At 61.5% G+C, this 24,226-nt stretch carries 22 protein-coding genes; 14 read left to right on the top strand and 8 right to left on the bottom strand.

Annotated elements, in window-relative coordinates; all coding sequences use genetic code 11:
* Nucleotides 1-13 precede the first annotated feature (13 nt).
* The 11 genes from ACZ47E_RS06325 (at nucleotide 14) to ACZ47E_RS06275 (ending at nucleotide 12,794) form a co-directional block, all read left to right on the top strand.
* A complete protein-coding gene (locus ACZ47E_RS06325) occupies nucleotides 14-3,058 on the top strand; it encodes an SPOR domain-containing protein (RefSeq protein WP_464016916.1) in 3,045 nt (1,014 codons plus the stop codon).
* Between the two features lie 261 nt (nucleotides 3,059-3,319).
* Complete coding sequence (gene nagZ / locus ACZ47E_RS06320; protein ID WP_022556274.1) at nucleotides 3,320-4,336, top strand: beta-N-acetylhexosaminidase; 1,017 nt, start codon at nucleotides 3,320-3,322, stop codon at nucleotides 4,334-4,336.
* Nucleotides 4,337-4,391: 55 nt separating this feature from the next.
* Nucleotides 4,392-5,237 carry a segregation and condensation protein A gene (locus ACZ47E_RS06315; RefSeq protein ID WP_034498970.1) on the top strand — a complete coding sequence of 282 codons (846 nt, stop codon included), beginning with the start codon at nucleotides 4,392-4,394 and terminating at the stop codon, nucleotides 5,235-5,237.
* Entirely contained in the window at nucleotides 5,230-5,964 is a 735-nt protein-coding gene (gene scpB / locus ACZ47E_RS06310) for an SMC-Scp complex subunit ScpB (RefSeq protein WP_004442146.1), read from the top strand. Before ACZ47E_RS06315 ends, scpB begins: the two co-directional genes overlap by 8 nt.
* A gap of 130 nt (nucleotides 5,965-6,094) precedes the next feature.
* The gene (locus tag ACZ47E_RS06305) at nucleotides 6,095-6,301 is read left to right on the top strand and encodes a twin-arginine translocase TatA/TatE family subunit (RefSeq protein WP_003509722.1); all 207 of its coding nucleotides are present in this window, start codon (nucleotides 6,095-6,097) and stop codon (nucleotides 6,299-6,301) included.
* A gap of 56 nt (nucleotides 6,302-6,357) precedes the next feature.
* Nucleotides 6,358-7,104: a Sec-independent protein translocase protein TatB gene (tatB, locus tag ACZ47E_RS06300; RefSeq protein ID WP_004442140.1), complete on the top strand. Its 747-nt coding sequence runs from the start codon at nucleotides 6,358-6,360 to the stop codon at nucleotides 7,102-7,104.
* Complete coding sequence (tatC, locus tag ACZ47E_RS06295; protein WP_022556270.1) at nucleotides 7,101-7,904, top strand: twin-arginine translocase subunit TatC; 804 nt, start codon at nucleotides 7,101-7,103, stop codon at nucleotides 7,902-7,904. Before tatB ends, tatC begins: the two co-directional genes overlap by 4 nt.
* Before the next feature lie 101 nt (nucleotides 7,905-8,005).
* Nucleotides 8,006-9,289 (top strand): serine--tRNA ligase, encoded by a 1,284-nt coding sequence (serS, locus tag ACZ47E_RS06290; RefSeq protein ID WP_004442134.1) that lies wholly within the window; start codon nucleotides 8,006-8,008, stop codon nucleotides 9,287-9,289.
* A 173-nt stretch (nucleotides 9,290-9,462) separates the two neighbouring features.
* Nucleotides 9,463-10,233, top strand: coding sequence for a 5'/3'-nucleotidase SurE (gene surE / locus ACZ47E_RS06285; RefSeq protein WP_004442133.1), 771 nt, complete (start codon nucleotides 9,463-9,465; stop codon nucleotides 10,231-10,233).
* Nucleotides 10,230-10,883, top strand: a complete 654-nt coding sequence (locus tag ACZ47E_RS06280) for a protein-L-isoaspartate(D-aspartate) O-methyltransferase (RefSeq protein WP_022556269.1) — start codon at nucleotides 10,230-10,232, stop codon at nucleotides 10,881-10,883. The genes surE and ACZ47E_RS06280 overlap by 4 nt, the downstream gene beginning before the upstream one ends.
* A gap of 345 nt (nucleotides 10,884-11,228) precedes the next feature.
* On the top strand, nucleotides 11,229-12,794 hold the full coding sequence (locus tag ACZ47E_RS06275) for a peptidoglycan DD-metalloendopeptidase family protein (protein ID WP_037093448.1): 1,566 nt from the start codon (nucleotides 11,229-11,231) through the stop codon (nucleotides 12,792-12,794).
* Nucleotides 12,795-13,084: 290 nt separating this feature from the next.
* On the opposite strand, the gene mobB is transcribed toward ACZ47E_RS06275, so the two are convergent.
* From mobB to moaA, 5 genes are all read right to left on the bottom strand, one after another.
* A complete protein-coding gene (gene mobB / locus ACZ47E_RS06270) occupies nucleotides 13,085-13,600 on the bottom strand; it encodes a molybdopterin-guanine dinucleotide biosynthesis protein B (protein WP_035211513.1) in 516 nt (171 codons plus the stop codon).
* Complete coding sequence (gene mobA / locus ACZ47E_RS06265; protein ID WP_112765865.1) at nucleotides 13,597-14,223, bottom strand: molybdenum cofactor guanylyltransferase MobA; 627 nt, start codon at nucleotides 14,221-14,223, stop codon at nucleotides 13,597-13,599. Before mobA ends, mobB begins: the two co-directional genes overlap by 4 nt.
* The gene (locus ACZ47E_RS06260; RefSeq protein WP_022556265.1) at nucleotides 14,220-15,419 is read right to left on the bottom strand and encodes a multidrug effflux MFS transporter; all 1,200 of its coding nucleotides are present in this window, start codon (nucleotides 15,417-15,419) and stop codon (nucleotides 14,220-14,222) included. The genes mobA and ACZ47E_RS06260 overlap by 4 nt, the downstream gene beginning before the upstream one ends.
* 1 nt (nucleotide 15,420) lies before the next feature.
* Nucleotides 15,421-16,389 (bottom strand): DMT family transporter, encoded by a 969-nt coding sequence (locus tag ACZ47E_RS06255; RefSeq protein WP_045533712.1) that lies wholly within the window; start codon nucleotides 16,387-16,389, stop codon nucleotides 15,421-15,423.
* A 171-nt stretch (nucleotides 16,390-16,560) separates the two neighbouring features.
* Nucleotides 16,561-17,610 (bottom strand): GTP 3',8-cyclase MoaA, encoded by a 1,050-nt coding sequence (gene moaA / locus ACZ47E_RS06250; RefSeq protein WP_044460021.1) that lies wholly within the window; start codon nucleotides 17,608-17,610, stop codon nucleotides 16,561-16,563.
* 107 nt (nucleotides 17,611-17,717) lie between these two features.
* Here moaA and ACZ47E_RS06245 point away from each other — a divergent pair, with 107 nt between their 5' ends.
* The 3 genes from ACZ47E_RS06245 to ACZ47E_RS06235 all read left to right on the top strand — a co-directional run bounded on the left by ACZ47E_RS06245 (nucleotide 17,718) and on the right by ACZ47E_RS06235 (nucleotide 20,836).
* A complete protein-coding gene (locus ACZ47E_RS06245) occupies nucleotides 17,718-18,086 on the top strand; it encodes a gamma-butyrobetaine hydroxylase family protein (RefSeq protein ID WP_004442123.1) in 369 nt (122 codons plus the stop codon).
* Between the two features lie 278 nt (nucleotides 18,087-18,364).
* Entirely contained in the window at nucleotides 18,365-20,176 is a 1,812-nt protein-coding gene (locus tag ACZ47E_RS06240; protein WP_278066799.1) for a monovalent cation:proton antiporter-2 (CPA2) family protein, read from the top strand.
* 51 nt (nucleotides 20,177-20,227) lie between these two features.
* Nucleotides 20,228-20,836, top strand: a complete 609-nt coding sequence (locus ACZ47E_RS06235) for a pyridoxamine 5'-phosphate oxidase family protein (RefSeq protein ID WP_464016915.1) — start codon at nucleotides 20,228-20,230, stop codon at nucleotides 20,834-20,836.
* A 94-nt stretch (nucleotides 20,837-20,930) separates the two neighbouring features.
* Here the strand turns inward: ACZ47E_RS06235 and ACZ47E_RS06230 are convergent, their stop codons facing one another.
* The 3 genes from ACZ47E_RS06230 to moaC all read right to left on the bottom strand — a co-directional run bounded on the left by ACZ47E_RS06230 (nucleotide 20,931) and on the right by moaC (nucleotide 24,222).
* Nucleotides 20,931-22,001, bottom strand: a complete 1,071-nt coding sequence (locus ACZ47E_RS06230) for a GGDEF domain-containing protein (RefSeq protein ID WP_022556260.1) — start codon at nucleotides 21,999-22,001, stop codon at nucleotides 20,931-20,933.
* 496 nt (nucleotides 22,002-22,497) lie between these two features.
* On the bottom strand, nucleotides 22,498-23,715 hold the full coding sequence (locus ACZ47E_RS06225; RefSeq protein WP_278066797.1) for a molybdopterin molybdotransferase MoeA: 1,218 nt from the start codon (nucleotides 23,713-23,715) through the stop codon (nucleotides 22,498-22,500).
* Complete coding sequence (gene moaC, locus ACZ47E_RS06220; protein ID WP_072494431.1) at nucleotides 23,716-24,222, bottom strand: cyclic pyranopterin monophosphate synthase MoaC; 507 nt, start codon at nucleotides 24,220-24,222, stop codon at nucleotides 23,716-23,718.
* Nucleotides 24,223-24,226 lie beyond the last annotated feature (4 nt).

The following is a 24,226-nucleotide window of genomic DNA, read 5'->3' as shown; positions in this document are numbered from 1 at the left end:
GGTGGAACACGTAATGGTCGAAAAAAATGTCGCGTATAACCGGGACGCCCGGTCCGAAGGCTTCGCTGACAACGATCCTCTGGCAGAACTGGCGCGTATCGTCGGCTTCGAAGATCGTCCTTCGCATGCGGGTTCCGAAGCTGCGCCACGCGCTGCCTCACCGGTTGCCCGCCGCGAACCCGAATTTAATCTCGAGGACGAGCTGCTTCGGGAATTCGAGGTTTACGATGCGCCGCATGCTGATCCGATCGTTCTTGATCCGGCAAACGATGTTCGTGCAGGCATCCATCCAAGCGATTTCATGCAGCGGGTCGAATCCGTTTTCGCTCGCCGCGAGCCCGCACTTGCGCCGGCAGCTGAACCGGAACCCGAGGTGACATTCGCTCCCGAAGCAGCGGAAGAGCTGCTTCCAGAGGTCAATGAGGCCTATATCCACAATTACGTCGAAACCCCCACGCAGGATATCCGGGCGGATTTCCGCGATGATGCCGGCGCGGTGGCTGAAGTTTTCGATGTGCATTCGCGCCAGGCGCGTCCTGCCGAGCCGATGGTCTACGAGCAGGCTGCCTCACAGGTGGCATGGGAAGAGCCGCAGGCCGCGGAACCCGTCCAGCCGGAATGGCACGCCATGCCGGAGCTTCCGGCAGATGTCTCCAGCAATATTGCTGCCGCCGCTTATGCTGCTACACCGGAGTCCCAGAGCCTCGATCTCGCCGATGAAGTGGAAATCGCCGTCGCCGAACAGGCGCCTGCTCCGATTTCCGTTCGTCCGCCATCGCATGGCGGCCGGTCTTCGCTGGAATTTTCGAGCCTGCGGTTGCCGCTTGCCAATTTCGGAGCCCGCCGCGATGTTTCGGCTGCCGACCCGAAGCGGGTTGAGCCGCGCTCCGAACGGCAGCCTGCCGCGGCCCGGGTAGAGCCTCAGGTCGAAGTCGCTCCCGTGCCTGCCGTCGTCCAGGCGGAAGAGACCGCGCCATCCTTCACGCCTTCGGTCGCCGAGGTCTTTACGCCTGCCGCAGAGCCTCTGACGGTTGAGGCTGCCGAGAAGCCGGCGGCGAAACATCTCTCGCCGATGGACGAGTTGATTTACGACGTCGCGAAATATTCCATTCCCGGTCGCGGTGAAGCGCCGCTCGTGCAGGCGGTCCCCGCAGCGCAGGCTGCCAAGGTTGAACCGCCCGTGGTTACTGCCGCTCCGGTGAAGGCAGCGCCGGTTGCCGATGCAGCGCCCGCAGCACCCCCGGAGGAGCTTGATTTCGCCGGCTTCAACGATGATGATTTCGAGCTTGCGCTTGACGATCTCGATCTCGATCTGGATCTGTCCGACATCGCTGAAGCGGAGGTCGCGCCAGCGCCTGCACCGCAGCCGGTCCGCCAGCAGCCGGCCGCGCCGGTGGCCGTTCAGGCACCCGCACCGCAGCCGGTGAAGGTGCAGCCCGCACCGCAGCCCCGGCCTGCGCCCGTTGTCGCACCTGTTGCTGCCGTTGCCGCCGCACCTGTTGCTGCCGCTCCGGTTCAGCCGCGCCCGGCCGCTCCCCAGCCTGTCGCGCCACAGACGCTGGAAAGCCTGCCTTTCGATCCCTCGCAGATCGGTGAGACGGAAGAGCATCCGGAAACCATCGTCGAGATGGATGTACCGGAACTGCCGGTTGGCGTTTTTGAGCCGAAGCCGGCTCCCCGCCGCCATGAGGAAGACCTCGACATCGACACCGAGCTTGCGACGCTGTTTGCTCCTGCTGTTGCCGGTGGTCTCGACCGCCACAAGCACGCGGAAAACCGCGGAGCTGCCCAGGCTCGTCCTGTTCAGGCTCCGGAAGAGGCCGACGAGTTCGAACGGGCGCTGGAAGAGGATTTCCGCCGCTCCATGCAGGAGGCTGCCGCTTCCCGTGGTAATGCGCCTCGTGAGCCCGAAAATACGTACGTCGACAATCAGGCTGCTTATCGTGACGAGGATGAACGCGGCGGTCGCCGCTGGATCATGCCGGTTGCGGCTGCCATCGGCGTGGTGCTGATCGGCGGCGGTGTTTACGCGCTGGTCTCCGGTGGTTCGTCGAGCACCGGTTCCAACGGCGCGCCGGTCATCATCTCCGCCGATAACGACCCGATGAAGGTCGTGCCGGAAAATCCGGGCGGTCGTGTCGTGCCCAATCAGGACAAGGCGGTTTATGATCGCGTTGCCGGCGGCAGCGCTGCCGATCCGAAGCAGCCGGCGCTGATTTCCAGCAACGAACAGCCCGTGGATGTGGTTCAGCGGACTCTGATCCCCGAACAATTGCCGCTGGAAGGCGAAAACGACGCCGATATGGAAGCCGCTGGCACGCCGGTTGGCGAGACCGAGGATCCGCGCCTGCTTTCGCCGGAAGAAAAGGCCGCACAGAACGAAGGTTCGGCTGCGACCGGCGTTTCCCCGCGCAAGGTCCGCACCATGATCGTCAAGCCTGACGGCACGCTTGTCGCACAGGAAGTCGAGGTGCCGGCAGCCCAGCCGCCGAAGGCTGACAAGGTCGAGGAACTTGCTGCGCCGCAGACCGCCAAGCCGGGTGAGGGCGCTCCCGCCGTCATCGCCGCATCGCGGGTTCCGGTCGCGCCGGAACAGGCTCAGCCGCAGGCCAACACGCCTGCCGCCACCAAGCCGGCTGCGCAGTCCGCCGCGCCGCTTCCGGCAACACGTCCGTCCTCGCAGCCCGCAAACGTCGTGGCGACGGTGACCAATCAGGGCAATGTTCGTCCGACGACGACTGCGCCTGCTCAGCCGCAGGCCGCGCAGCAGCAGACCGCAGCTGCTACACCGGCTGCGACCAGCACGCCGTCCGCCGGTGGCTACTATATCCAGATCGCGTCGCTGCCGAGCCAGGCGGAAGCGCAGAAGTCCTACCAGAACATGTCGGCCAAGTTCGGCTCGGTCATCGGTGGACGCGGCGTCGACATCAAGGCTGCCGAAATCGCCGGCAAGGGCACCTTCTACCGCGTCCGTATCCCGGCCGGTGACAAGAACGAAGCCGTGGCGCTGTGCGAAAAGTTCCGTTCGGCCGGTGGCAGCTGCCTGGTGGCTCGGTGATAGAGATGCGCCGGGGGTAGTACCCCGGCGCTGATTGTCTAACGACAGTGACGGAGCAGCTAACCTCCGTCATGCCGGACTTGATCCGGCATCCAGCCACGCCGCGTCTGCGCCGTGAAACGAGTCTTACGCGATCAAGGACTTGATCGCGCTGGACCCCGGCTCGGAGGCCGGGGTGACGGACGGTAAACGTCGCTGCCCCGGCATTGGCCGAGGAGCAGGCAAAGTTCTTCCCATCTATTCTGTAACAGGCGTGACACCATGACCGATTGCAAAGCTATGATCCTCGGATGCAGCGGGCTTTCGCTGACTGCCGACGAGATTGCCCTTTACCGCGATGAGCAGCCCTGGGGTTTCATCCTGTTCGGGCGCAATATTGGCGAGCCGCAGCAGATCACCGATCTCGTCGCCGCCATGCGCGATGCCGTCGGGCGGGCAGATGCGCCGGTGCTGATTGATCAGGAGGGCGGACGGGTTCAGCGTATCAAGCCGCCGATCCTGCAGGCTTATCCGAATGCCCGCATTCTCGGTGAAATCTATGAGCGCGACCGGGGTGCCGGTCTGCGTGCCGCCTGGCTGATGTCGCGACTGCACGCGTTTGACCTGATGAAATTCGGCATCAACGTCGATTGCCTGCCGGTGCTCGACGTGCCGGTGGAAGGCGCCAGCAATGTCATCGGCAACCGTGCCTATGGCTATACGCCGACCATGGTGGCCGAGATGGGGCAGGCGGCGGCCGACGGGCTGAAGGCGGGCGGCATGCTGCCTGTCATGAAACATATGCCGGGTCATGGTCGCGGCATGGTGGATTCGCATCATGAACTGCCTGTGGTCGACGTGCCGCTCGATGAGCTGGATGCGCATGACTTCGTGCCCTTCCGGGCACTGAACCGCGAATTGATGGCGATGAGCGCGCATCTGGTGTTCAACGCCGTCGACCGCGAACGGCCGGCGACGACATCACCGAAGGTGATCGAGGAGATTATTCGCGGGCGGATCGGATTTGACGGCCTGCTGATGTCCGACGACAGTTCGATGAACGCGTTGAAGGGCACGCTGGGTGAAAGAGCTGCGAATATTGTTGCTGGCGGCTGCGATATAGTCTTGCATTGCAACGGCGTGATGGGTGAAATGCTCGAGGTTGTGAAAGAGGTTCCCGTTCTTTCCGGCCGGTCGCTGGAGCGGGTGCGGGCAGTTGAAGCGGGTTTCCCGACTGCGGACCCATCCGACGAAGCGGAACTGAGAGCCGAATTCAACGCCATGTGGGCCGTTTCCTGATAGTCGGGCGGCCGCTTACTCGGGATCAAGGCCGGAAGCTCCGGCGGATGGAACGATGGCCGCAGACAAATCTCGCAATTCGACGCCGATGGACAAGCTCTGGCAGGATGTGACGCCGGAGCGGCTGACGGGTGAGGCCGGACTGGTCATCGATGTCGCGGGTTTCGAAGGCCCGCTCGATCTGCTGCTGCATCTTGCCCGCACGCAGAAGGTGGACCTGTCGCGCATTTCAGTGCTGGCGCTTGCCGAGCAATATCTGCAATTCGTGGAAAGCGCGCGGCGCGTGCGTATCGAGTTGGCGGCCGATTATCTGGTCATGGCCGCGTGGCTCGCCTTCCTCAAGTCCAAGCTTCTCATTCCGCAGCAATCCAAGGATGACGGCCCCTCGGGTGAGGAAATGGCCGCAACCCTTGCCTTCCGGCTGAAGCGGCTGGAAGCGATGCGCGAGGCGGCGGAACGCCTCGTCAACCGCGCCCAGCTCGGTCGCGATGTGTTTGCCCGTGGTGCGCCGGAGCATATTCCGCACATCAACCGCTCGGCCTACGAGGCGAGCCTTTATGACCTGCTCAGCGCCTACGCCAATCTGCGGCAGAGACAGGCGATCACCCAGGTCACCATTGAAAAACGGCAGGTCTGGTCGCTGGTCGAGGCGCGGGAGCTTTTAACCGGTCTCCTCGGCGATGTCGGAGAATGGACCGCGCTCGATCAGTATCTGCTGCAATATGTCCCCGATCCCGCGATGCGGGTGACGGCGATCGCCAGCGCCTTTGCCGCGTCACTGGAACTTGTGCGCGAGGGTACGCTGCAAATCCGGCAGGAGGGCGCTTTCCAGCCCATCTATATGCGCCGTGGCACGAGGGATGATCGTGCGGCGGTCGCCGAGAGGACTGACAATGACTGACAATGATGAGACGGCCGAGGCGACGATCGCGACGGATGGGGTGGGACTAGAACCCACGGTATTTTCCGAGCGCCAGTTGAAAGAGGCCGAGCGGATCGCCGAGGCTTTGGTTTTCGCCTCGGCCGAGCCTGTCTCTCCGGGTTTCATTGCGGAGCGCCTGCCGCGCGGCATGGATGTCGACGCCGTTCTTCAGCATCTGAAAGCCGCCTATGCGGGCCGGGGCGTCAATCTCGTGCAGGTGGGCGGGCAATGGGCTTTCCGCACTGCCGGCGATCTTTCTTTCGTCATCCGCGCCGAGGAAAAGGAACCTAAGAAGCTCTCTCGCGCGGCGCTGGAAGTCCTGGCGATTATCGCATATCATCAGCCGGTGACACGCGCTGAAATCGAGGAAATCCGCGGTGTTCAGACCTCGCGCGGCACGCTTGACGTCTTGATGGAGGCGGGCTGGGTCCGGTTCCGTGGCCGCAGGCGCACACCCGGCAGGCCGGTGACGATCGGTACCACGGTTGAGTTTCTCGACCATTTCGGCCTCGAGGAATTGCGCGACCTGCCGGGGCTCGAGGAGCTGAAGGGAGCAGGGCTGCTTTCCGGCCGCATACCTTCCAATTTCGGCGTGCCCCTGCCGATGATGAGCGACGAATTGCGTGAGGATGAAGACCCGATCACGCAACTTGATCTGGAAGAGCTGGGCCTGCTTGCGCCTGGTGGTGGCGACGGCGACGATTGAGATCGTTATCGCGCGGGCGACACGACGCAAAAACTTTATGCTCACACCCTGTTGAAGCGGCAATTTGTTGTTTGAAAAAGCCTTTCAAACGTCTTACATCGTCTGAAAGCGAAATTCAGGAGTTTCAGTTATGGGTTCTTTTAGTGTGTGGCATTGGCTCATCGTGCTGGTGATCGTTCTCGTTCTATTCGGACGCGGCAAGATCCCGGAATTGATGGGCGATGTCGCCAAGGGCATCAAGAGCTTCAAGAAGGGCATGGCTGACGAAGACCAGACGCCGCCGCCGGCCGATGCCAACACGAAGACCGTCGACCACAAGGCTGACGAGATCAAGTAAGCGGCCCTGCCGTTTGGTTTGAGACTGACGCGCGTTAGGGTCTCGGGAGCATATTGATGTTTGATATCGGCTGGAGCGAGCTGCTGGTGATTGCGGTCGTACTGATCGTGGTTGTCGGGCCGAAAGACTTGCCGCCCATGATCCGCGCCTTTGGCAAGACCATGGCTGGCCTTCGCAAGATGGCGGGGGATTTCCGTACCCAGTTCGATGAGGCCCTCAAAGAGGCCGACATGGACGATGTGCGCCAGACCATATCGGATGTCCGCAATCTCAACCCGACCAACTCGCTGCGTGATGCGATGAACCCGCTTCGCCAGCTCGGCAACGAGATCAAGTCCGATCTTCAGAAGGCGACCACGCCGCCTGAGGGCCTGTCATCCTCGCCTGCTACGTCGACCGCAGCACCGGCGACCAGTGAGCCGGTTGCACCGCTCGTCAGCATTCCCGAGCCTGAGATGAAGCTGCCGGATACCCCGCCCGTGACTGCCAGCGCCCCCGTTGCGGCACCGGTCGTACCGGCGGAAAAGCCGAAGCGTGCCCGGGCTAAATCGATTGCGACCGTCGAGGCGGAAGCGGTTGCCGCCAAGCCGAAACGCGCCAGCCGCGCCAAAGCGGTCGCGGCGTCCGAACCCGTTGCTGTCAATTCCACGGAGACTTCAGCTGCAAAGCCGACCGTAAAAGCCGTCGCGAGAAAAGCGGCCGCCAGGAAAGTCGTGGCTGAAAAGCCTGTCGTGGCCGCCGATGCCAAGCCGGTGAAGCCGGCGAGAACAAAGGCTGCAAAGCCCAAAAAGGATGAAGCATGAGCGGGGACATCGAGGACAAGCCGCAGCCGCTTATCGAACATCTGATGGAACTGCGCACACGGCTGATTTGGTCGCTGGGTGCGTTCTTCGTTGCCTTCATCGCCTGTTTTGCCGTTGCCAAGCATCTCTTCAACCTGCTTGTCATTCCCTATAAGTGGGCGGTTCTCTGGGCTGGCCTTGATGTGACGAAGTCGTCGCTGATCTATACCGCGCCGCAGGAATTCTTCTTCACGCAGATCAAGGTCGCCATGTTCGGCGCGATGGTCATCTCCTTTCCGGTGATCGCCTCGCAGCTTTATAAATTCGTGGCGCCCGGCCTCTACAAGAACGAGCGCGCCGCTTTCCTGCCGTTCCTCGTCGCATCGCCGATCCTGTTCCTCATCGGAGCGGCGCTCGTCTATTTCTTCTTCACGCCCATGGTCATGTGGTTCTTCCTCGCCATGCAGCAATTGCCAGAAGATGGCGAGGTTGCGATTTCGCTGATGCCGAAGGTGTCGGAATATCTGAGCCTCATCATGACGCTGGTGCTGTCCTTCGGTCTGGTGTTCCAGCTGCCCGTGGTCACGACGCTTCTGGCGCGCGTGGGCCTTCTGACCAGCGACTGGCTGCGTGAGAAGCGCAAGTTCGCGATTGTCATGGCCTTTGTGGTCGCCGCCGTGCTGACCCCGCCGGATCCGATGTCCCAGATCGGTCTTGCACTGCCTGCGATCATTCTCTACGAGATTTCCATCTACATGGCTCGACTCGTGGAGAGGAAGCGCGCTGCGGAATCCGCAAGCACGGAGCTGGAGGAGACCTGAGTTTTCGAAGGTCTCGCCGCTCAAGACATCTCCTCGCGCCGGGCTTCTGCCCGGCGTTTTGCTGTAAAACATCGGTGATGCAACAACGGTCTGGAACGACGATGCACGACATTAAATGGATACGTGAAAACCCCGAAGCTTTTGACGCGGCGCTCGCACGCCGTGGCGCGGAGCCTGCGGCCGCAGGTCTGATCGCGCTCGATGAAAAGCGCCGTTCCGTCATCCAGTCCCTGCAGGACATGCAGTCCCGCCGCAATGCCGCCTCCAAGGAAATCGGCGCCGCCATGGCGCAGAAGAACATGGAGCTTGCGGAAAAACTTAAAGCCGAGGTCGCCGACCTCAAGGACAAGATGCCGCGCGCCGAGGAGGAGGACCGTCAGGTCACCGCCGAGTTGAACGACGCCCTGTCGCGCCTGCCGAACATGCCCTTCGACGATGTGCCCGATGGCAAGGACGAGCATGACAATGTGGTGACCCGCGTCGTCGGCCAGAAGCCCGGCTGGAACCACGAGGCCAGGGAACATTTCGAAATCGGCGAAGCGCTTGGTTATATGGATTTCGAGCGGGCCGCCAAACTTTCGGGTTCGCGTTTCACCGTTCTCACCAGCCAGCTCGCGCGGCTGGAGCGGGCGCTCGGCCAGTTCATGATCGACCTGCACACCTCGGAACATGGCTATACCGAAGTTTCCTCGCCGCTGATGGTGCGCGACGAGGCGATGTTCGGCACCGGGCAATTGCCGAAATTCTCCGAGGACCTGTTCAAGACCACCGATGGCCGCTGGCTGATCCCGACGGCGGAGGTGACCCTGACCAACCTCGTGGCCGGCGAAATCCTCGAGCAGGAAAAGCTGCCCCTGCGTTTCACCGCACTCACACCGTCCTTCCGCTCGGAAGCGGGTTCGGCAGGCCGTGACACGCGCGGCATGCTGCGCCAGCACCAGTTCTGGAAGTGCGAGCTCGTCTCCATCACGGATGCGGAAAGCGCTGTCGCCGAGCATGAGCGCATGACGGCATGCGCCGAGGAGGTGCTGAAGCGGCTGGGCCTGCATTTCCGCACCATGACGCTCTGCACCGGTGACATGGGCTTTGGCGCGCGCAAGACCTACGATCTGGAAGTGTGGCTGCCCGGTCAGAATACCTATCGCGAAATCTCGTCCTGCTCGGTCTGCGGCGATTTCCAGGCGCGCCGCATGAATGCGCGCTATCGCGGCAAGGACGACAAGGCGACGAAGTTCGTGCATACGCTGAACGGTTCCGGCACGGCTGTCGGCCGCTGCCTGATCGCCGTTCTCGAAAATTACCTGAACGACGATGGCTCTGTCACAATTCCTGATGTGCTGCTGCCCTATATGGGCGGTCTGACGCGGATCGAAAAGGCGGCTTGATTTCAAAGATGGCGACATGCCGGACTTGATCCGGCATCCATCCAGCCCAAGTCGTTGGGCTGAAAAGGACTATTCCCGTGGCGCAGACACGCGTCGACTGGATCCCGGCTCAAGGCCGGGATGACGGTTCGGGGAGTGTTCTGCCTGAGCAAAATGAAGAGCGGGAGGAAAACATGCGGATTTTGCTGACAAACGACGACGGTATCCACGCCGAAGGGCTGGCCGTGCTGGAGCGTATCGCTCGCACGCTCTCCGACGACGTCTGGATCGTTGCGCCGGAGACAGACCAGAGCGGGCTTGCTCACTCCCTGACGCTGTCCGAGCCGTTGCGTCTTCGCAAGGTTTCCGACAAGCATTTCGCTCTGCGCGGCACGCCGACTGATTGCGTTATCATGGGCATTCGCGAGGTTCTGCCGGAAAAGCCAGATCTCGTACTGTCAGGTGTCAATGCCGGCGCCAACATGGCCGATGACGTGACCTATTCCGGCACGATTGCCGGGGCCATTGAAGGTACGCTGCAGGGCGTGCGGTCTTTTGCGCTCAGCCAGGCCTTTAGCCATGCCGAAGGCCGCGTCGTGCCGTGGGAGGTGGCCGAGACCTATGCGCCCGATCTTATTCGCAAGCTCATCGATGTCGATCTGCCTGACGGCACCTTCCTCAATCTCAATTTTCCCAATTGCGCGCCAAAGGATGTGCAGGGCGTGTCCGTCACGGGGCAGGGCAAGCTCGATTTCGGCCTGACGGTGGAAGAACGCCAGGATGGCCGCGGTTTTCCCTATTACTGGCTGCGTTTCGGCGAACGCATGGGCACCTTCCGCGAAGGCACCGATATCCACGCCTTAAAGCATGGCAAGATTTCCGTCACGCCGCTGAAGCTTGACCTGACGGATTACACGGTGAAGGATCGGGTTGCGCAAGCGCTTGGATTCGGAGTCGCCGATTGAAATCTGCCATGGTCGAAAAGGAAGGTTTTGCAGCTCTCGTTCTGCGCTTGCGGGGCGAGGGGATTTCCGATCTCGACCTGCTGACGGCGGTTGAGCAGACGCCACGATCCAAATTCGTGCCGCCGCAATTTGCCGCCGACGCCTATTCCAGCCGCACCATCCCGATCGACTGCGGTTCCTTCATGGAAGGGGCCGACATGGCGGTGAAAATCCTTGCCCGCCTGCAGCTGAAACCCGGCCAGCGCGTGCTGGAAATCGGTACCGGCAGCGGTTTCATGACGGCGATCATTGCCCGCCGGGTTGAGCGCGTCTTTTCGCTGGAACGGTACAAGACGCTGGTGCAGCAGGCGCAGAACTGTCTCGATGATCTTGCAATCCGCAACGTCGTCATCCGCCAGGCGGATGGCAGCAACGGCCTGGTGGGTGAGGGCACTTTTGACCGAATCGTTTCCACGGCGGCCTTCACCACCATGCCCCGTTTCTTTGCCGAGCAGATCGTTTCCGGCGGCATGATGATCGCGCCGATCATCGTTGAAGGTGATCGCTGCGTGATGACGCGCTTTTCCAAGACCGGCAGCCGCTTCGAGAAGGAAGAACTGTTCGAGGCGCCCTACCTGCCGCTCAGCACCCATATTGCGCGTCATTTGTGACAAAATGAAAATTTTCGAGACATTGTATTTTGGTCTCCTAATGTTCTGAATTTTCGCAAACATCTGATTTTAAGAGATTTAATTGTTTCATCATGGCGCATCCTGTCTTCGTCATGGTTATCGAAGTGTCAAAAAAGCGCCAAACGGCTTAACGTTTTAACGGCGTGGTAACACTAACGCGCTTTAATCATAAACATCGACGCATGGTTTTCCCCATCTCGGGAAATGGGCCTTGCAAGAATTGAAATTTGTGCCGGATCGATCTCGATGCGGCGGGTTGGCGTCAGTGTAGATCGAGTCATGCGTATGAGACATTCGTCTAAAATCGGAAAATCAGTCGCAAAAATGTTCGCAGCGGCATTGCTGGCAAGCGTCGCAACGGGCTGTAGCTCGGATGCAACGCGGTTCAGCGGCCTCTTTTCCAGTGGACCGGATCAGATGACCACGGCGTCAATTCCTGCCCGTCAGGGCGGCGGTGCTTACGGGCAGGCCCCGGTTCCGCAGGGCGACATGAATGGCGGTTACGCCTCTGCCGCGCCACAGGGAGGTTATGCCAACCAGAACATGGCCGGCAATTCCTATCCGCAGCAGTCGGGTGGTTACGGTGGCGTTCAGCCGTCCACGGCCCGTGCCTCGGCCTCGCCGGTGCAGCGTTCCGAGCTGTCTGCGCCGACAGCCGTGGCGAGCCGCGATCCGTCGACCCGCAACGAAGCCATGGCCCAGCCTTTCCCGTCCGCCCAGCCCAAGGCCGCGCCGTCTCTGGCAGCGCCCGCACGGCAGGCTGCCGCACCCGCCGCTGACAACCTGACCACCGCGACCGTTCGCTCCGACAAAAACGGCTGGCACACCGATGGCGCCGCCTCCGTGACCCTGCGTCCCGGCGAAAGCATTGCGACCCTCTCCAACCGCTACGGCGTTCCGGAAAAGGAACTGCTGCGGGTCAATGGCCTGAAGACCGCTTCCGCCGCGCAGGCCGGCCAGTCGATCCTCATTCCGAAGTTCGGCCAGGTCCGCAACGCCGCCAAGGATGCCGCCGGCGATATTGCGCTCAACCGCAATGGCGACCAGCCGACACCGCTGCGTGCGCCGGATGGAAACGTGGCCGTGCTGCCGTCGCAGGCCGCCGCCCGTGACAAGGTTTCTGCTGAAGCTGGCAAACTGACGCCTCCGGGCGGCAAGCCGCTGCCGCCTTCTGGTGGCTACAAGGTTCAGCCGGGCGACAGCCTCGCCAAGATCGCCCGTGCAAACGGCGTGTCGGTGGCTGCTCTCAAGGCGGCAAACGGTCTCGGCAACGAAAGCATCCGCGTCGGCCAGACGCTCAACATGCCGGGTGCTTCGACGGATGCCATCAAGACCGCTTCCGTTCCCGCCAAGGAAGCCGCAAAGCCCGTCGAAACCGCATCCGTCAAGCCGGAGCCCTATAAGGCGCCGGCCGCCGCCGCCGCTCCGGCTGCGCCCGCAACTCCGGCCACCGCCAGTGTCAGCGATATCGAGAAAAAGGCCGACATGGCGTCGGTCGCACCGGAATCCACCGGCATCGGCAAATATCGCTGGCCGGTGCGCGGCGCGGTCATCAATAATTTCGGTGACAATGTCGAAGGCAGCCGCAACGACGGCATCAACATTTCGGTTCCCGAGGGCACGCCGATCAAGGCCGCTGAAAACGGTGTCGTCATCTATGCCGGCAATGGCCTGAAGCAGCTCGGCAACACGGTTCTTGTCCGCCATGACGACGGCAAGGTCACGGTATATGGCAACGCTGCCAATCTCGACGTGCAGCGTGGCCAGAAGGTTCAGCGCGGCCAGACCATCGCCACCTCGGGCATGACCGGCAGCGCCAAACGTCCGCAGGTTCACTTCGAAGTTCGCAAGGATGCGACGCCGGTGAACCCATCCACTTTCCTTGAATAGGTATTGCGTCTCAAGGAATGATGAAGCCGGGTGATGAGCCCGGCTTTTTCATTTTATGGGGTGATGCGTGCGGAAAAAGTTCTGGAATGGGTGCCTCGGGCTTAGTGGGCATTGGTTTCTCGCGGTTTTCTCCTCCGTCATGCCGGACCCGATCCGGCATCCAGTCGACGCGCGCCTGCGCGGCGGAATGAGTCTCCTCAGCCCAAGGACTTGGGCTGGCTGGATACCGGCTCAAGGCCGGTATGACGGATTTGGGGATGCAGCCCAAGTCAGGTCGAGCCGCTACGTGTCTAACCCCTGACAAGACCCACCGTCGTCTCGATGAAGTCGGCAATCGCGCCGGTATCGTCGAGATCGAAAACCGGAAGCGCCGTGTCCGTCACCGCGTGATCGGCGGCAATGGCGACGATATGCGGATCGAGCGGCGCCAGCGGTTCCGTTTTCGCCGCCTCAACCCGGCGCGCTTCGATTTTCGGCACCGGCTCGTATTTATAACCTTCGATCAGCACCAGGTCGCACGGCGCGAGGCGGGAGAGGATGTCTTCGAAGGAGGGCTCCGGTTCGCCGCGCAATTCATGCATGATGGCGAAGCGGGTGCCGGAAACGATCGTGACCTCGTGCGCGCCGGCCTGCCGGTGACGCCAGCTATCGGCGCCGACCTTGTCGATATCGAAATCGTGATGGGCGTGCTTGATGGTGGAGACACGGTAGCCGCGCGCCGTCAGTTCGGTGACGATGCGCACGGCAAGACCAGTTTTGCCCGAGTTCTTCCAGCCGGCGATGCCGAAGACCTTTTGTGCCGTCATGCTTCCATGCTCTCCAGATAGCTGCGCGCCAGTGCAAGCTCATCCGGCGTGTTGATGTTGAAGAACGGATCGAGGCTGCCCTTTGCCGTTTCCAGCGGCGCAAATGCAACCCCAATGGTGACATGCCGGGCAAGATAAGCGCGGATGCGCCGGTTGGCATCGTTCTTCAGCCATGCCTCGAGATCATCGGCGAGAGCGACCGGCCACAACGCAAAGACCGGATGAAGCTGGCCGCTGGAGGCGGCAATGACGATTGCATTGTCGGACAGGTGTTCGCAAAGCCGCATCACAAGATCGTCAGGGAAAAACGGGCTGTCGGCGGGCGCTGTCAGAAAGTGGCTGACCGCGTCGCCGCGATGCTGGAAATGGCGCATGCCGGCCAGAACGCCCGCGAGCGGACCGGCGTGGCCGTTCAGCGTATCGGGCAGCAGCGGCAGGCCGAAACTTTCCGCCCAGCCATTGGCCGCATTGATGGTGACGTCGCAGACCTGCGGCGTGATGCGGCTGATGACATGGGACATGAGAGGCGCATCGCCCAATTGCACCATCGCCTTGTTGCTGCCCATACGCCGCGAAAGCCCGCCGGCGAGTACCAGGCCGGGTATTTCAAAAGGGGCCGTCATTCCCGCTTTTCCTGCAGCCTTACGATATAGGTGGTGAGGAGGGCGACAAGGCCGGTCGCCAGCATCACCAGAAGAAGCGGCCAGGTTCCATCCTCTTTTGAAAGAACCGAGGAGGCGAGAACCGAGAGTGCCGCGCCGCCGCCAATGGTCATGGCGCCGCCGAGACCGGAGGCTGAGCCAGCCAGATGCGGCTGGACGCTGACCATGCCGGCATTGGCGCTGGGCAGCGTCACGCCGTTGCCGACGCCGATCAGGGCGAGCGGCACAAAAAACGCATAGGCGCTTTCCGCCCCGACCGAGATCAGCGCGATGGCGGCGATGATGCCGGCAATGCCGATGACATTGCCCGACAGCATCATGCGGGTGATGCCGATTTCGCTGGCATAACGACCGGAGATGAAATTGCCGAGCATGTATCCGCTGGCCATGAAGAAGAATTGCAGGCCGAGCATGGCCGGCGAAAGCCCATAAAGCACGCTGCCGACAAAAGGCGCGCCGCCGAGAAAGGAGAAGAACATGCCCGATGAGAAGGTCGAGGTCAGAGCGTAACCCCAGAACAGCGGCGAGCGCAGAAGTTCCGGCCAGGCATGGAACTGCTGCGAGAAGCTTGCCGATCTGTTGTGGTTGGTTTCGCCGAGATCGAGCCAGGCGAGCGCCAGGATGCCGAGGCCAAGCAGGCAGAGGAGGGCGAAGCTTGATTGCCAGCCCGAGATGTCATTGAGCAGGCCGCCAACCGTTGGCCCGACCATCGGCACCACGGACATGCCCATCGTCACATAGCCGATCATCGAGGCCGCCTGTTCCATGGGCACCATGTCGCGCACGATCGCGCGGGCCAGCACGAAGCCGGAAACGACGGCCGCCTGCGCCACGCGCCCGATCATGAAGACTGTGATATTGGGCGCCAGCATGCACACAAGCGTCGCGACGATCATGACGGCGATGCTGGCGAGCATGACGGGGCGGCGCCCGAAGAGGTCGGAGAGCGGGCCGATGACGAGCTGCAGGCAGGCGGTGGCGGCGAGATAACCCGAGACGGCGAATTGCATCACCGCGTAATCGGTCTCGAAATACACTGCCATCGTCGCAAGCGAGGGCAGGAACACATTCATGCACAGCGCCGCGACACCGGCGATGACGACCAGCGTGATGATGTGGGGTGGGGTGGTTCTGTCCAGAAAACGGCCGCCGTTCATGTCATTCTCCCGCCTCTTCCGTTACGGCAGCTTTCGTTACGGAAGCCGGCCGTACGGTGGTCACGGCAGTGGGGGTGGCGGCCGCGCGCTTGGCCATCTGCGAGCGCTTTCGCAGGCTTTCCCGGTAGAAGGTATAAAGGCCCGAACCGATGATGATCATGGCGCCGATGATGGTGTAATTGTCGATCTTCTCGTTGAAGAAGAATATGCCGATCATGAAACCCCAGAGCAGGCCGGTATACCGGAACGGCGCGACGAAGGAAATTTCGCCCGATCTCATCGACAATATGATCGCCTGGTAGCCGACCAGCACCAGAATGGCCGAGGCGGCCAGATGCGAGACGATCGTGACGTTCATAGGCTGCCAGCCGCCGAAGGGCAGGATCAAGAGGCCGCCCACTGCCATGTTGACGAAGGCGGTGATGACGGTGATCGCAAGCGAAGGCACATCGGCATACATTTTCCGCGTCAGCAGATCACGCGCGGCGGTAACGGCCAGCGATGCGACAACCAGCAGCGCGCCCGGCGTAAAGCCTTCCGGGCCGGGCCGGATGATGACGAGCACGCCGATGAAACCGACGATGATCGCCACCCAGCGCCGCCAGCCCACAGGTTCGCGCAGGAACAACGCCGCACCCAGCGTCACCACCAGCGGCAGGGACTGCAATATGGCCGAGGCATTGGAAAATTCGATGAGGCCGAGCGCCGTCAGATAAAGAACGGCGGCGGTCACCTCGCAGAGACAGCGCAGGATGATGATGGGGCGCAAAAGGGTTTTCAGGGGCCGGAGCGCGCCGAAATGCCGGGCCGCGATATAGATCAGCACCACGGTCATGATGCCGCGGACGAACATGATCTGACCGGTGTTGATGTAGGGGGTGACGGACTTCGTCAGCGCGTCGTTGGCCGTGAAGCTTGCCATTGCGAGCGCCATGAAAAGCGCGCCGCGCGTATTGTCCGTCAATGCCATTCCCAAATATCCCAGACCATGCGCGGTTTACTCCGTCCGCCCCTCCGGGCGATCTGGAGCCGCCGTTACGGCGCAACCACGCATTCCTCCATATAAAGAGACGTGGCACGGCAGAGCTGGCAATTCAACCGTTTATATGGGTGGGTGGATGAGAAAGACGTTCAGCCGGCCTCAGCCGCCTGTCACGCTCATATGGCGGGAGACTGCGGGTCGGTTGTGGGTGCGGTCGATGATGAAATCGTGTCCTTTCGGCTTGCGCAGAAGGGCTTCATCGATGGCGCTGGAAAGATAGGCGTCGCTGTCGGACGCGCGCAGCGCCGTGCGCAGATCGGCAGCGTCGTCCTGGCCGAGACACATATAGAGCGTGCCGGTGCAGGTGAGACGGACACGATTGCAGCTTTCGCAGAAATTATGGGTCATGGGCGTGATGAAGCCCAGCCGGCCGCCGGTTTCCTTCACCGTCACGTAACGGGCCGGGCCGCCGGTCTGGTAATCGCTGTCGATGAGCGTGAAGCTCTGCTCGAGATCGCTGCGCAATTTTGAAAGCGGCAGATAACGGTCGGTGCGGTCTTCCTCGATCTCGCCCATCGGCATGGTCTCGATGACCGTCAGGTCCATGCCGCGGCCGTGGGCGAAGCGCATCAGCTCCGGCATTTCGGCATCGTTGAAGTCCTTCAGCGCAACGGCGTTGAGTTTCACCTTGATGCCTGCCGCCTGTGCGGCATCGAGCCCCTCCATCACCCGGTCGATATCCCCCCAGCGGGTGATATGGCGGAATTTATCGCTGTCGAGCGTATCGAGGGAGACATTGATGCGGCGCACGCCGCAATCGGCGAGTTCGGCTGCGAATTTCGCCAGCTGTGAGCCGTTGGTGGTCAGCGTCAATTCCTCGAGCGCACCGCTCTCGACATGCCGCCCGAGGTTCCTCACCAGGGACATGATGTTCTTGCGCACCAGCGGCTCACCGCCGGTCAGCCTCAGCTTGCGGACGCCGCGCGTTATGAAGACGGAACAGAGCCGGTCGAGTTCTTCGAGCGTCAGAAGGTCCTTCTTCGGCAGGAAGGTCATGTGTTCGGACATGCAATAGGTACAGCGAAAATCGCAGCGGTCGGTCACGGAAACGCGCAGATAGGTGATGGCGCGGCCGAAAGGGTCCACCATCGGTGCGTTGTTTTCCGTCAGGAACTGCGCTTTTCCAAGCGATCCGGGGAAACTGTTCACGTCTCCATCCTCATTGCGCGATGCGCCCCTCAAATGATGTAGTGGCTTGCCTATGCTGAGGCAAGTCCGTAATTCTGACGCATGTGATGAGCTTGCGGAAGTGAAAAATGAGTGATGCCTGGCCGACAGAGCTGCTTGTGTCGAAAGACCGGCGCGAATTGACCGTTTCCTTCGACGATGGAAGCGTTTACCGGCTGAAGGCCGAGATGCTGCGCGTGCTTTCGCCCTCGGCCGAAGTGCAGGGCCACGGGCCGGGACAAAAGGTCACGGTGCCGGGCAAACGCGATGTCGCCATCCGCTCCATGGTCGCGACAGGCAACTATGCGGTGCGCATCGTTTTTGACGATGGCCATGACAGCGGCATCTACACCTGGAAATACCTGAAGGAACTGGGTGAGACCGGGGACAGGCTGTTTGCGGATTATGAACGGGAGCTCGCCGAAAAGGGCTTGAGCAGGGAGCCGCGGTACCGGTAGAGAAAACAGCGAGGGAGACGCCCTCGTGAGAATGATGGCAAAGGGGTCGAAGAACTGCTGCGTTTGGCAACGTTGTTGCATTCGCTCTTCGTCACCCCGGACTTGATCCGGGGTCCAGCGCGATCAAGTCCTTGATCGCGGGAGAGTCCTTTCACGGCGCAGACGCGCCGTGGCTGGATGCCGGATCTAGTCCGGCATGACGGAGAAAATGTTCTCGCGCGTTGCCGATAATCGGACGAGGGCAAAGCTCTTGTCTCACTATTTAAACGGGGTGGCGTGTGGCCGTAGAAGCGAACGGAAATGATCTGGCCCAGGTGGTCGTATTGCTGGCGGCAGGCGTTGTCGCCGCGCCGATCTTCAAGCGCATCGGCCTCGGCTCTGTGCTGGGTTATCTCGCAGCCGGCCTGGTGATCGGGCCTTACGGTCTTGGTTTCTTTTCCGATTCGCAGGCCATTCTGCACATAGCGGAACTCGGCGTGGTGATGTTCCTGTTCATCATCGGCCTTGAAATGCAGCCGTCGCGGCTGTGGTCCATGCGGCAGGATATTTTCGGGCTCGGCGCATTGCAGGTGCTGGTCTGCATGGGCGGCCTGACGTTGATCGGGGTCGGTCTCGGCTTTCCTGTCATCATGTCCTTCGTCGCTGGCACGGGCTTCGTGCTGACGTCGACGGCGATCGTCATGCAGATGCTGCAGGAGCGCAACAGCATGTCCAGCCTGAAAGGGCAGCGCATCATCGCCATCCTGCTGTTCGAGGATCTGGCCATCGTGCCGCTGCTGGCGCTCGTCGCCTTCCTCGGTTCGGGCGGGGAAGATGTCACGGCGTCGGAGCGCTGGGTTTCCGTCGGCATTGCGCTTGCCGCCGTCGGTGCGCTCATCCTTGCCGGACGTTATCTGCTCAACCCGTTCTTCCGCCTGCTGGCGGCCTCCGGTGCGCGCGAGGTGATGACGGCTGCGGCGCTGCTGGTGGTGCTGGGTTCGGCGCTTCTGATGCAGGTCAGCGGCCTTTCCATGGCGATGGGCGCTTTCCTGGCCGGCGTGCTGCTGTCGGAATCCTCCTTCCGCCATCAGCTGGAGGCGGATATCGAGCCGTTTCGCGGCATTCTGCTCGGCCTGTTCTTCCTCGGCGTCGGCATGGCGATCGATCTTGCCGTCATTGCCTCCAACTGGCAATTGGTGCTGGTCAGTGTCGCCGGATACATGCTGCTCAAGGCCTTCCTCATCTATGGCGTGGCGCGGGCGCTCGGCACCACCAGGCGTGAAAGCCTGGAACGGGCGGTGCTGATGGCGCAGGGCGGCGAATTCGCCTTCGTGCTCTATTCTGCCGCTGTCAGCGCCGGCATTCTCGACCGGGAGGCCAATGCCATCCTGACGGCGACGATCATCATCTCCATGGTCCTGACGCCGCTGATGGTCATCCTGCACGACCGGCTGGTGCCGGCGGCGGTGCCCAATACTGACGATCTCGACATGCCTGAAAATGTCGAGGGCAGCATTCTCCTGATTGGTTTCGGACGTTTCGGCCAGATCGTCAGCCAGCCGCTTCTGGCGCGCGGTTACACGCTGTCTTTGATCGACAAGGATGCCGACTTCGTGCGCGATGCGGCGGAATTCGGTTTCAAGGTCTATTATGGCGATGGCTCACGCGCGGAAATCCTCCATGCCGCCGGCGCCAGCACGGCGCGTGCTGTTCTCATCTGCGTCGACGACAAGGAAGCAGCCGTCCGGATCGCGGAGATCGTCAAGCATGAATTCCCGCTGGTTCCGGTTCTCGCTCGCGCCTATGACCGTGGCCATGCCATCGATCTGCTGAAGGCCGGCGTGGATTACCAGATTCGCGAGACGCTGGAATCGGCGCTGAATTTCAGCGAGGAGGTTCTGGGCGCCATGGGCGAGGAGCGGGAAGACGCCGCCCGTCTGGTGGAGGAATTCCGCGACCGCGACGAGGAGCGTTTCGCCATGGAGGTCGTCGGCGGCATTTATGCCGGCCGTTCGCTGATCCGTGGCAACGCCCAGCCAGCCGATCTCGTCGCCGCGCGCACGGCGCGTGAGCGGGCGGAGCGGGAAAAGGCGGAAGCGGCGGAAGAGTAAGGGATTGCGCCCGGCGGTGTCGCAGGGTGATTTCGAGGGATAGGAACTGACATGACGATCATTCGCACGGTCGAGGAATTAAAGGCCATCTATGACGGCACGAGCGAGGCATCCATCGCCAAGGTGACAGCCGCGCTGACGGCCGAATACAGGCTGATGATCGAAACGTCACCGTTTCTCGCTCTGGCGACGGTGGGGCCGGAGGGCATGGACTGTTCACCGCGCGGCGACAAGGGCGGTGTGGTGCGCGTGGACGATGACAAGGTCGTGCTGCTGCCGGACTGGCGCGGCAATAACCGCGTGGATTCGCTTCTCAACATCGTGCGGGATCCGCGCGTGGCGCTGATGTTCCTGATCCCCGGCTCGAATACGACCATGCGCATCAATGGCCGCGCCGTGGTTTCCGTTGACCCCACGTTGTTGCAGAGCTTCGAGATGGATGGCAAACATCCGCGCACCGTCATCGTGGTCACGATCGACGAAGTCTATTTCCAGTGTGCACGGGCGCTGATGCGGTCTGAATTGTGGAATCCCGACAATTTTGTCGACCCGTCGTCGCTTCCGACGCCGGGTCTGCTGCTCAAGGCGGCCAAGGCGGAATTCGATCAGGAGACCTATGATCGCGAATGGGCGGCGCGCGCGGCGAAGACGATGTGGTGAGGCTTCCCCCTCTCGCCCTCATTCCTATGCTTGTCAGGAATGAGGGTGGGGACAGCGCTGTGTTTTTAAAGCGCCCAAATCGGCGCAATTTGCCTCAAGTCCGATAAATCAGCCAGTTTTTGCCGGTATAGTTCTTTTGCATACCGTCCTCGTAGAAGACCGAGCGGTTCCGGCCGGTTTCCTTGGCGTGGTAGAGCGCCGTATCCGCATGGGCGTAAAGTTCGGTCGGATTGGTGGCCTGCGCGGCAGCGGCAAAACCGATCGAGATCGTTACCGTGCCGTAATCCGCGCCTGATCTCGAATTGCGGAAGGGTGTGCTCTCCAGCGACAGGCGGATGCGCTCGCACATCACCATGACTTCCTCCGGCGTATTGCCGTCGAGAATGATGGCGAATTCCTCGCCGCCGCTTCTGGCGACGAAGCCGTCCTTGCGGACATTGGCGCGAATGACCGAAGCGACGGTGGCCAGAATCTTGTCGCCGACCGGATGGCCGAACGTGTCGTTGATCCGCTTGAAGTGATCGATATCGAGCAGGACGAGCGACGTATATTGCAGGCCGATGGAGGTATCATAAACGGTTGCCAGCCGGTCGTCGAAAGCCCGCCGGTTGGAAAGGCGGGTCAGCGAATCGGTATTGGCGATGCGCTTGTATTCATCCAGCTCCAGGCGCACCTGGTGCATTTCCTCGGCATGGCGGTTGACGTCGTTGAACGCCTTTTCGCCGTCGATGATCTTCGAGCCGGTGGCCTCGGCCAGCAACGCAATTGCGTTTCTCAGAATATTGCTGCTGGCGGCATTCTTGTCATCGATACGCTGCCGCGTCTCGCCGAGAATCCTGTTGTAGTTCTCGATGGAGGATTGTTCCCGCCGTAAGGTCCCCAGAAGGGCTTCCAGTTCGCGTCGCAGCTTTTCATGCGCATCGTCGATGAAGCGCGCGGGACCGCCATCACCGTAACGCGCGGATAGCTCGTCCAGATCGTCCTGTGTCGCCCGGTTTCCCAGCGCCGCCAGATCCTTGGTCAGCGCAGGGTTCGAACCGATATAGGCTTCGTAGAAAAGGCTGTAGTTGCGCGGGATCGGCGAAACACCCATGCTCCGCATGGCGTGGGCAATCTGCCCGGCAATGTCGGGTCCCGTGGTCTTGGGCGTGGATGCCGTGTTCATCAAGAAACTCCAGTGAGTCTGCTTATAGACTATGATTATTATTATGGAGGCTGTTTTGGAAAGCTTAATTTATGGAGAACTAATTTTTATTGCAGGAAATTCTGTTTTGTACGATTTTTATCTTATTTAATTGATAATTATAAGTAATTTTCATTTTTTGGAATTTCCGGAATTTTTGACCTCTACTATCCGCCTTGGTGACAGTTTCGCATTTATTCTGTCAATCCCGATAACGCTTTGCAGCTGATTTATTTTGGCACAGCAACGTGATTCGTGGAGAGGAAAAAAGCTCAAGGGGCGGGGAATTTCCATTCGCCAAGACATGGTTTTGGGGAAGCCGATATTTGTCGGCCGTCTCCAAAGGCGCAACGTTACAGTTTGTCTGGCGGGCCTGAGGGCATTGAACGCGGCGCCGTTCCGGGCGATGTCAGCAGGCGGGTGTACAAATGCCTCATCGAGTGCCGTGAAAGCGTGTTGTCTACGTTTGGCTGCGGGTTCAGGCCCTGAGTTTGATGACCGGGCATTCGGCCCCGGCGTCAGCCTGCGGCGCATGGGGAGGGCGTATGATCAGGACGTCGGAATGGGCGAGGATGTTCATCATGGATGAATCCTGTCTGGCGTAAGGCTCCGCCACGACCACGCCGCCTTGACCGGTAACCAGGCGGGCGCGAAGATAATCCTGGCGGTGGTCGTTGGCCTTCAGCGCCGTCGCGGTTCTTGCGGTCGCGATGCGTTGCGGGGGCAGGTGCCGGCCAATCCGGCTGACCAAGGGTTCAAGGAAAAGCAGACCGCAAACGAGACTGGCCACGGGGTTTCCGGGCAGGCCGAGAACCTGCATGCTGCCGATGGAGCCCACCATCAGCGGTTTTCCCGGGCGCATGGCGATGCGCCAGAAATCGAGCTGCATGCCCTCCGCCTTCAATGCAGCCTGCACCAGATCGTGGTCTCCGACGGAGGCGCCGCCGAGTGTCACCAGCACATCAACCTTCGCCGCAACGGCCTCGCCGATGGCGGCGCGGATCAGCGCGTCATCATCGGGGATAATGCCGAGATCCAGTACCTCTGCACCGGCCTTGCGGGCCAGCGCGGCGACGCCGAAGGTGTTGGACGCGATGATCTGCGCCGGCTGCGGAACGCTTCCAGGCGGCAGCAACTCGTCGCCGGTGGCAAGGATGGCGATGCGTGGCCTGCGATAGACGGTAAGCGTGGCGTGGTTCGTCGCCGCCGCCAGCGTGAGATCGGCAAAGCCGAGTTCCCTTCCAGCCTCCAGCACCGTTTCGCCTTTGGTAAAATCCTGCCCGCGCGGTCGGATATGTCGCCCAGCGGTGACATCGAAGGCCGTGCGGATTTTTCCGCCTTCCAGGACTTCGGCATCCTCCTGAATGAGGATCGTATCCGCACCCTGCGGCACGGGCGCGCCGGTGAAGATGCGCACGGCCTGTCCTTCATCCACCGTGCCGGCAAAAGCATGACCGGCGGCGGCCTGGCCGATGACGGTGAGGACCGAGCCGATGGCCGGTGCATCGGCGCTGCGCAATGCATAACCGTCCATGGCTGAGGCATCGAAGGGGGGCTGGGTGAGGCTTGCGATGAGATCAACCGAGAGAACGCGGCCGTCGCATTCGGCGAGCGGCAGCGTTTCGGTGTCGGTGACCGGAACCGCTGCGTCCAGAAGGCGCGCGATGGCCTCATCCACGGGCAGCAGCGGCTTCATTCAGTTCTCCTGTCGCCCGAAATCGCTGGCTTTGAAATCACCGGATTTGCCGCCGCTCTTTTCAAGCAGGCGGATATTGATGATCTCCATCGCCTTGTCGGCGGCCTTTGCCATGTCATAGATCGTCAGGCAGGCGATGGAGACGGCGGTCAGCGCTTCCATTTCCACGCCGGTCTTGCCCGACAGTTTCACCCTGGCCTCAACGCGGAGGCCGGGCAGGGTGGCATCTTCGGTGATGTCCACCGCCACCTTGGTCAGCATCAGCGGGTGGCAGAGCGGAATGAGATTGGCGGTCTGCTTCGCGGCCATGATGCCGGCCAGCCGTGCAGTGCCGATGACATCGCCCTTCTTGGCGTTGCCGTCGTGGATAAGCGCCAGCGTTTCCGGCTTCATTTTCACGAAGCCTTCGGCCACCGCAACACGCACGGTTTCCGCCTTGTCGCCAACATCGACCATATGCGCTTCACCGGCCGCATCGATATGGGTGAGCTTCGGGGCGTCGCTCATCCGG

Source organism: Agrobacterium sp. 5Ca39, assembly GCF_055382365.1.
The sequence above is the reverse complement of the archived record's forward strand: the minus strand, read 5'-3'. Positions and strand labels throughout refer to the sequence as shown.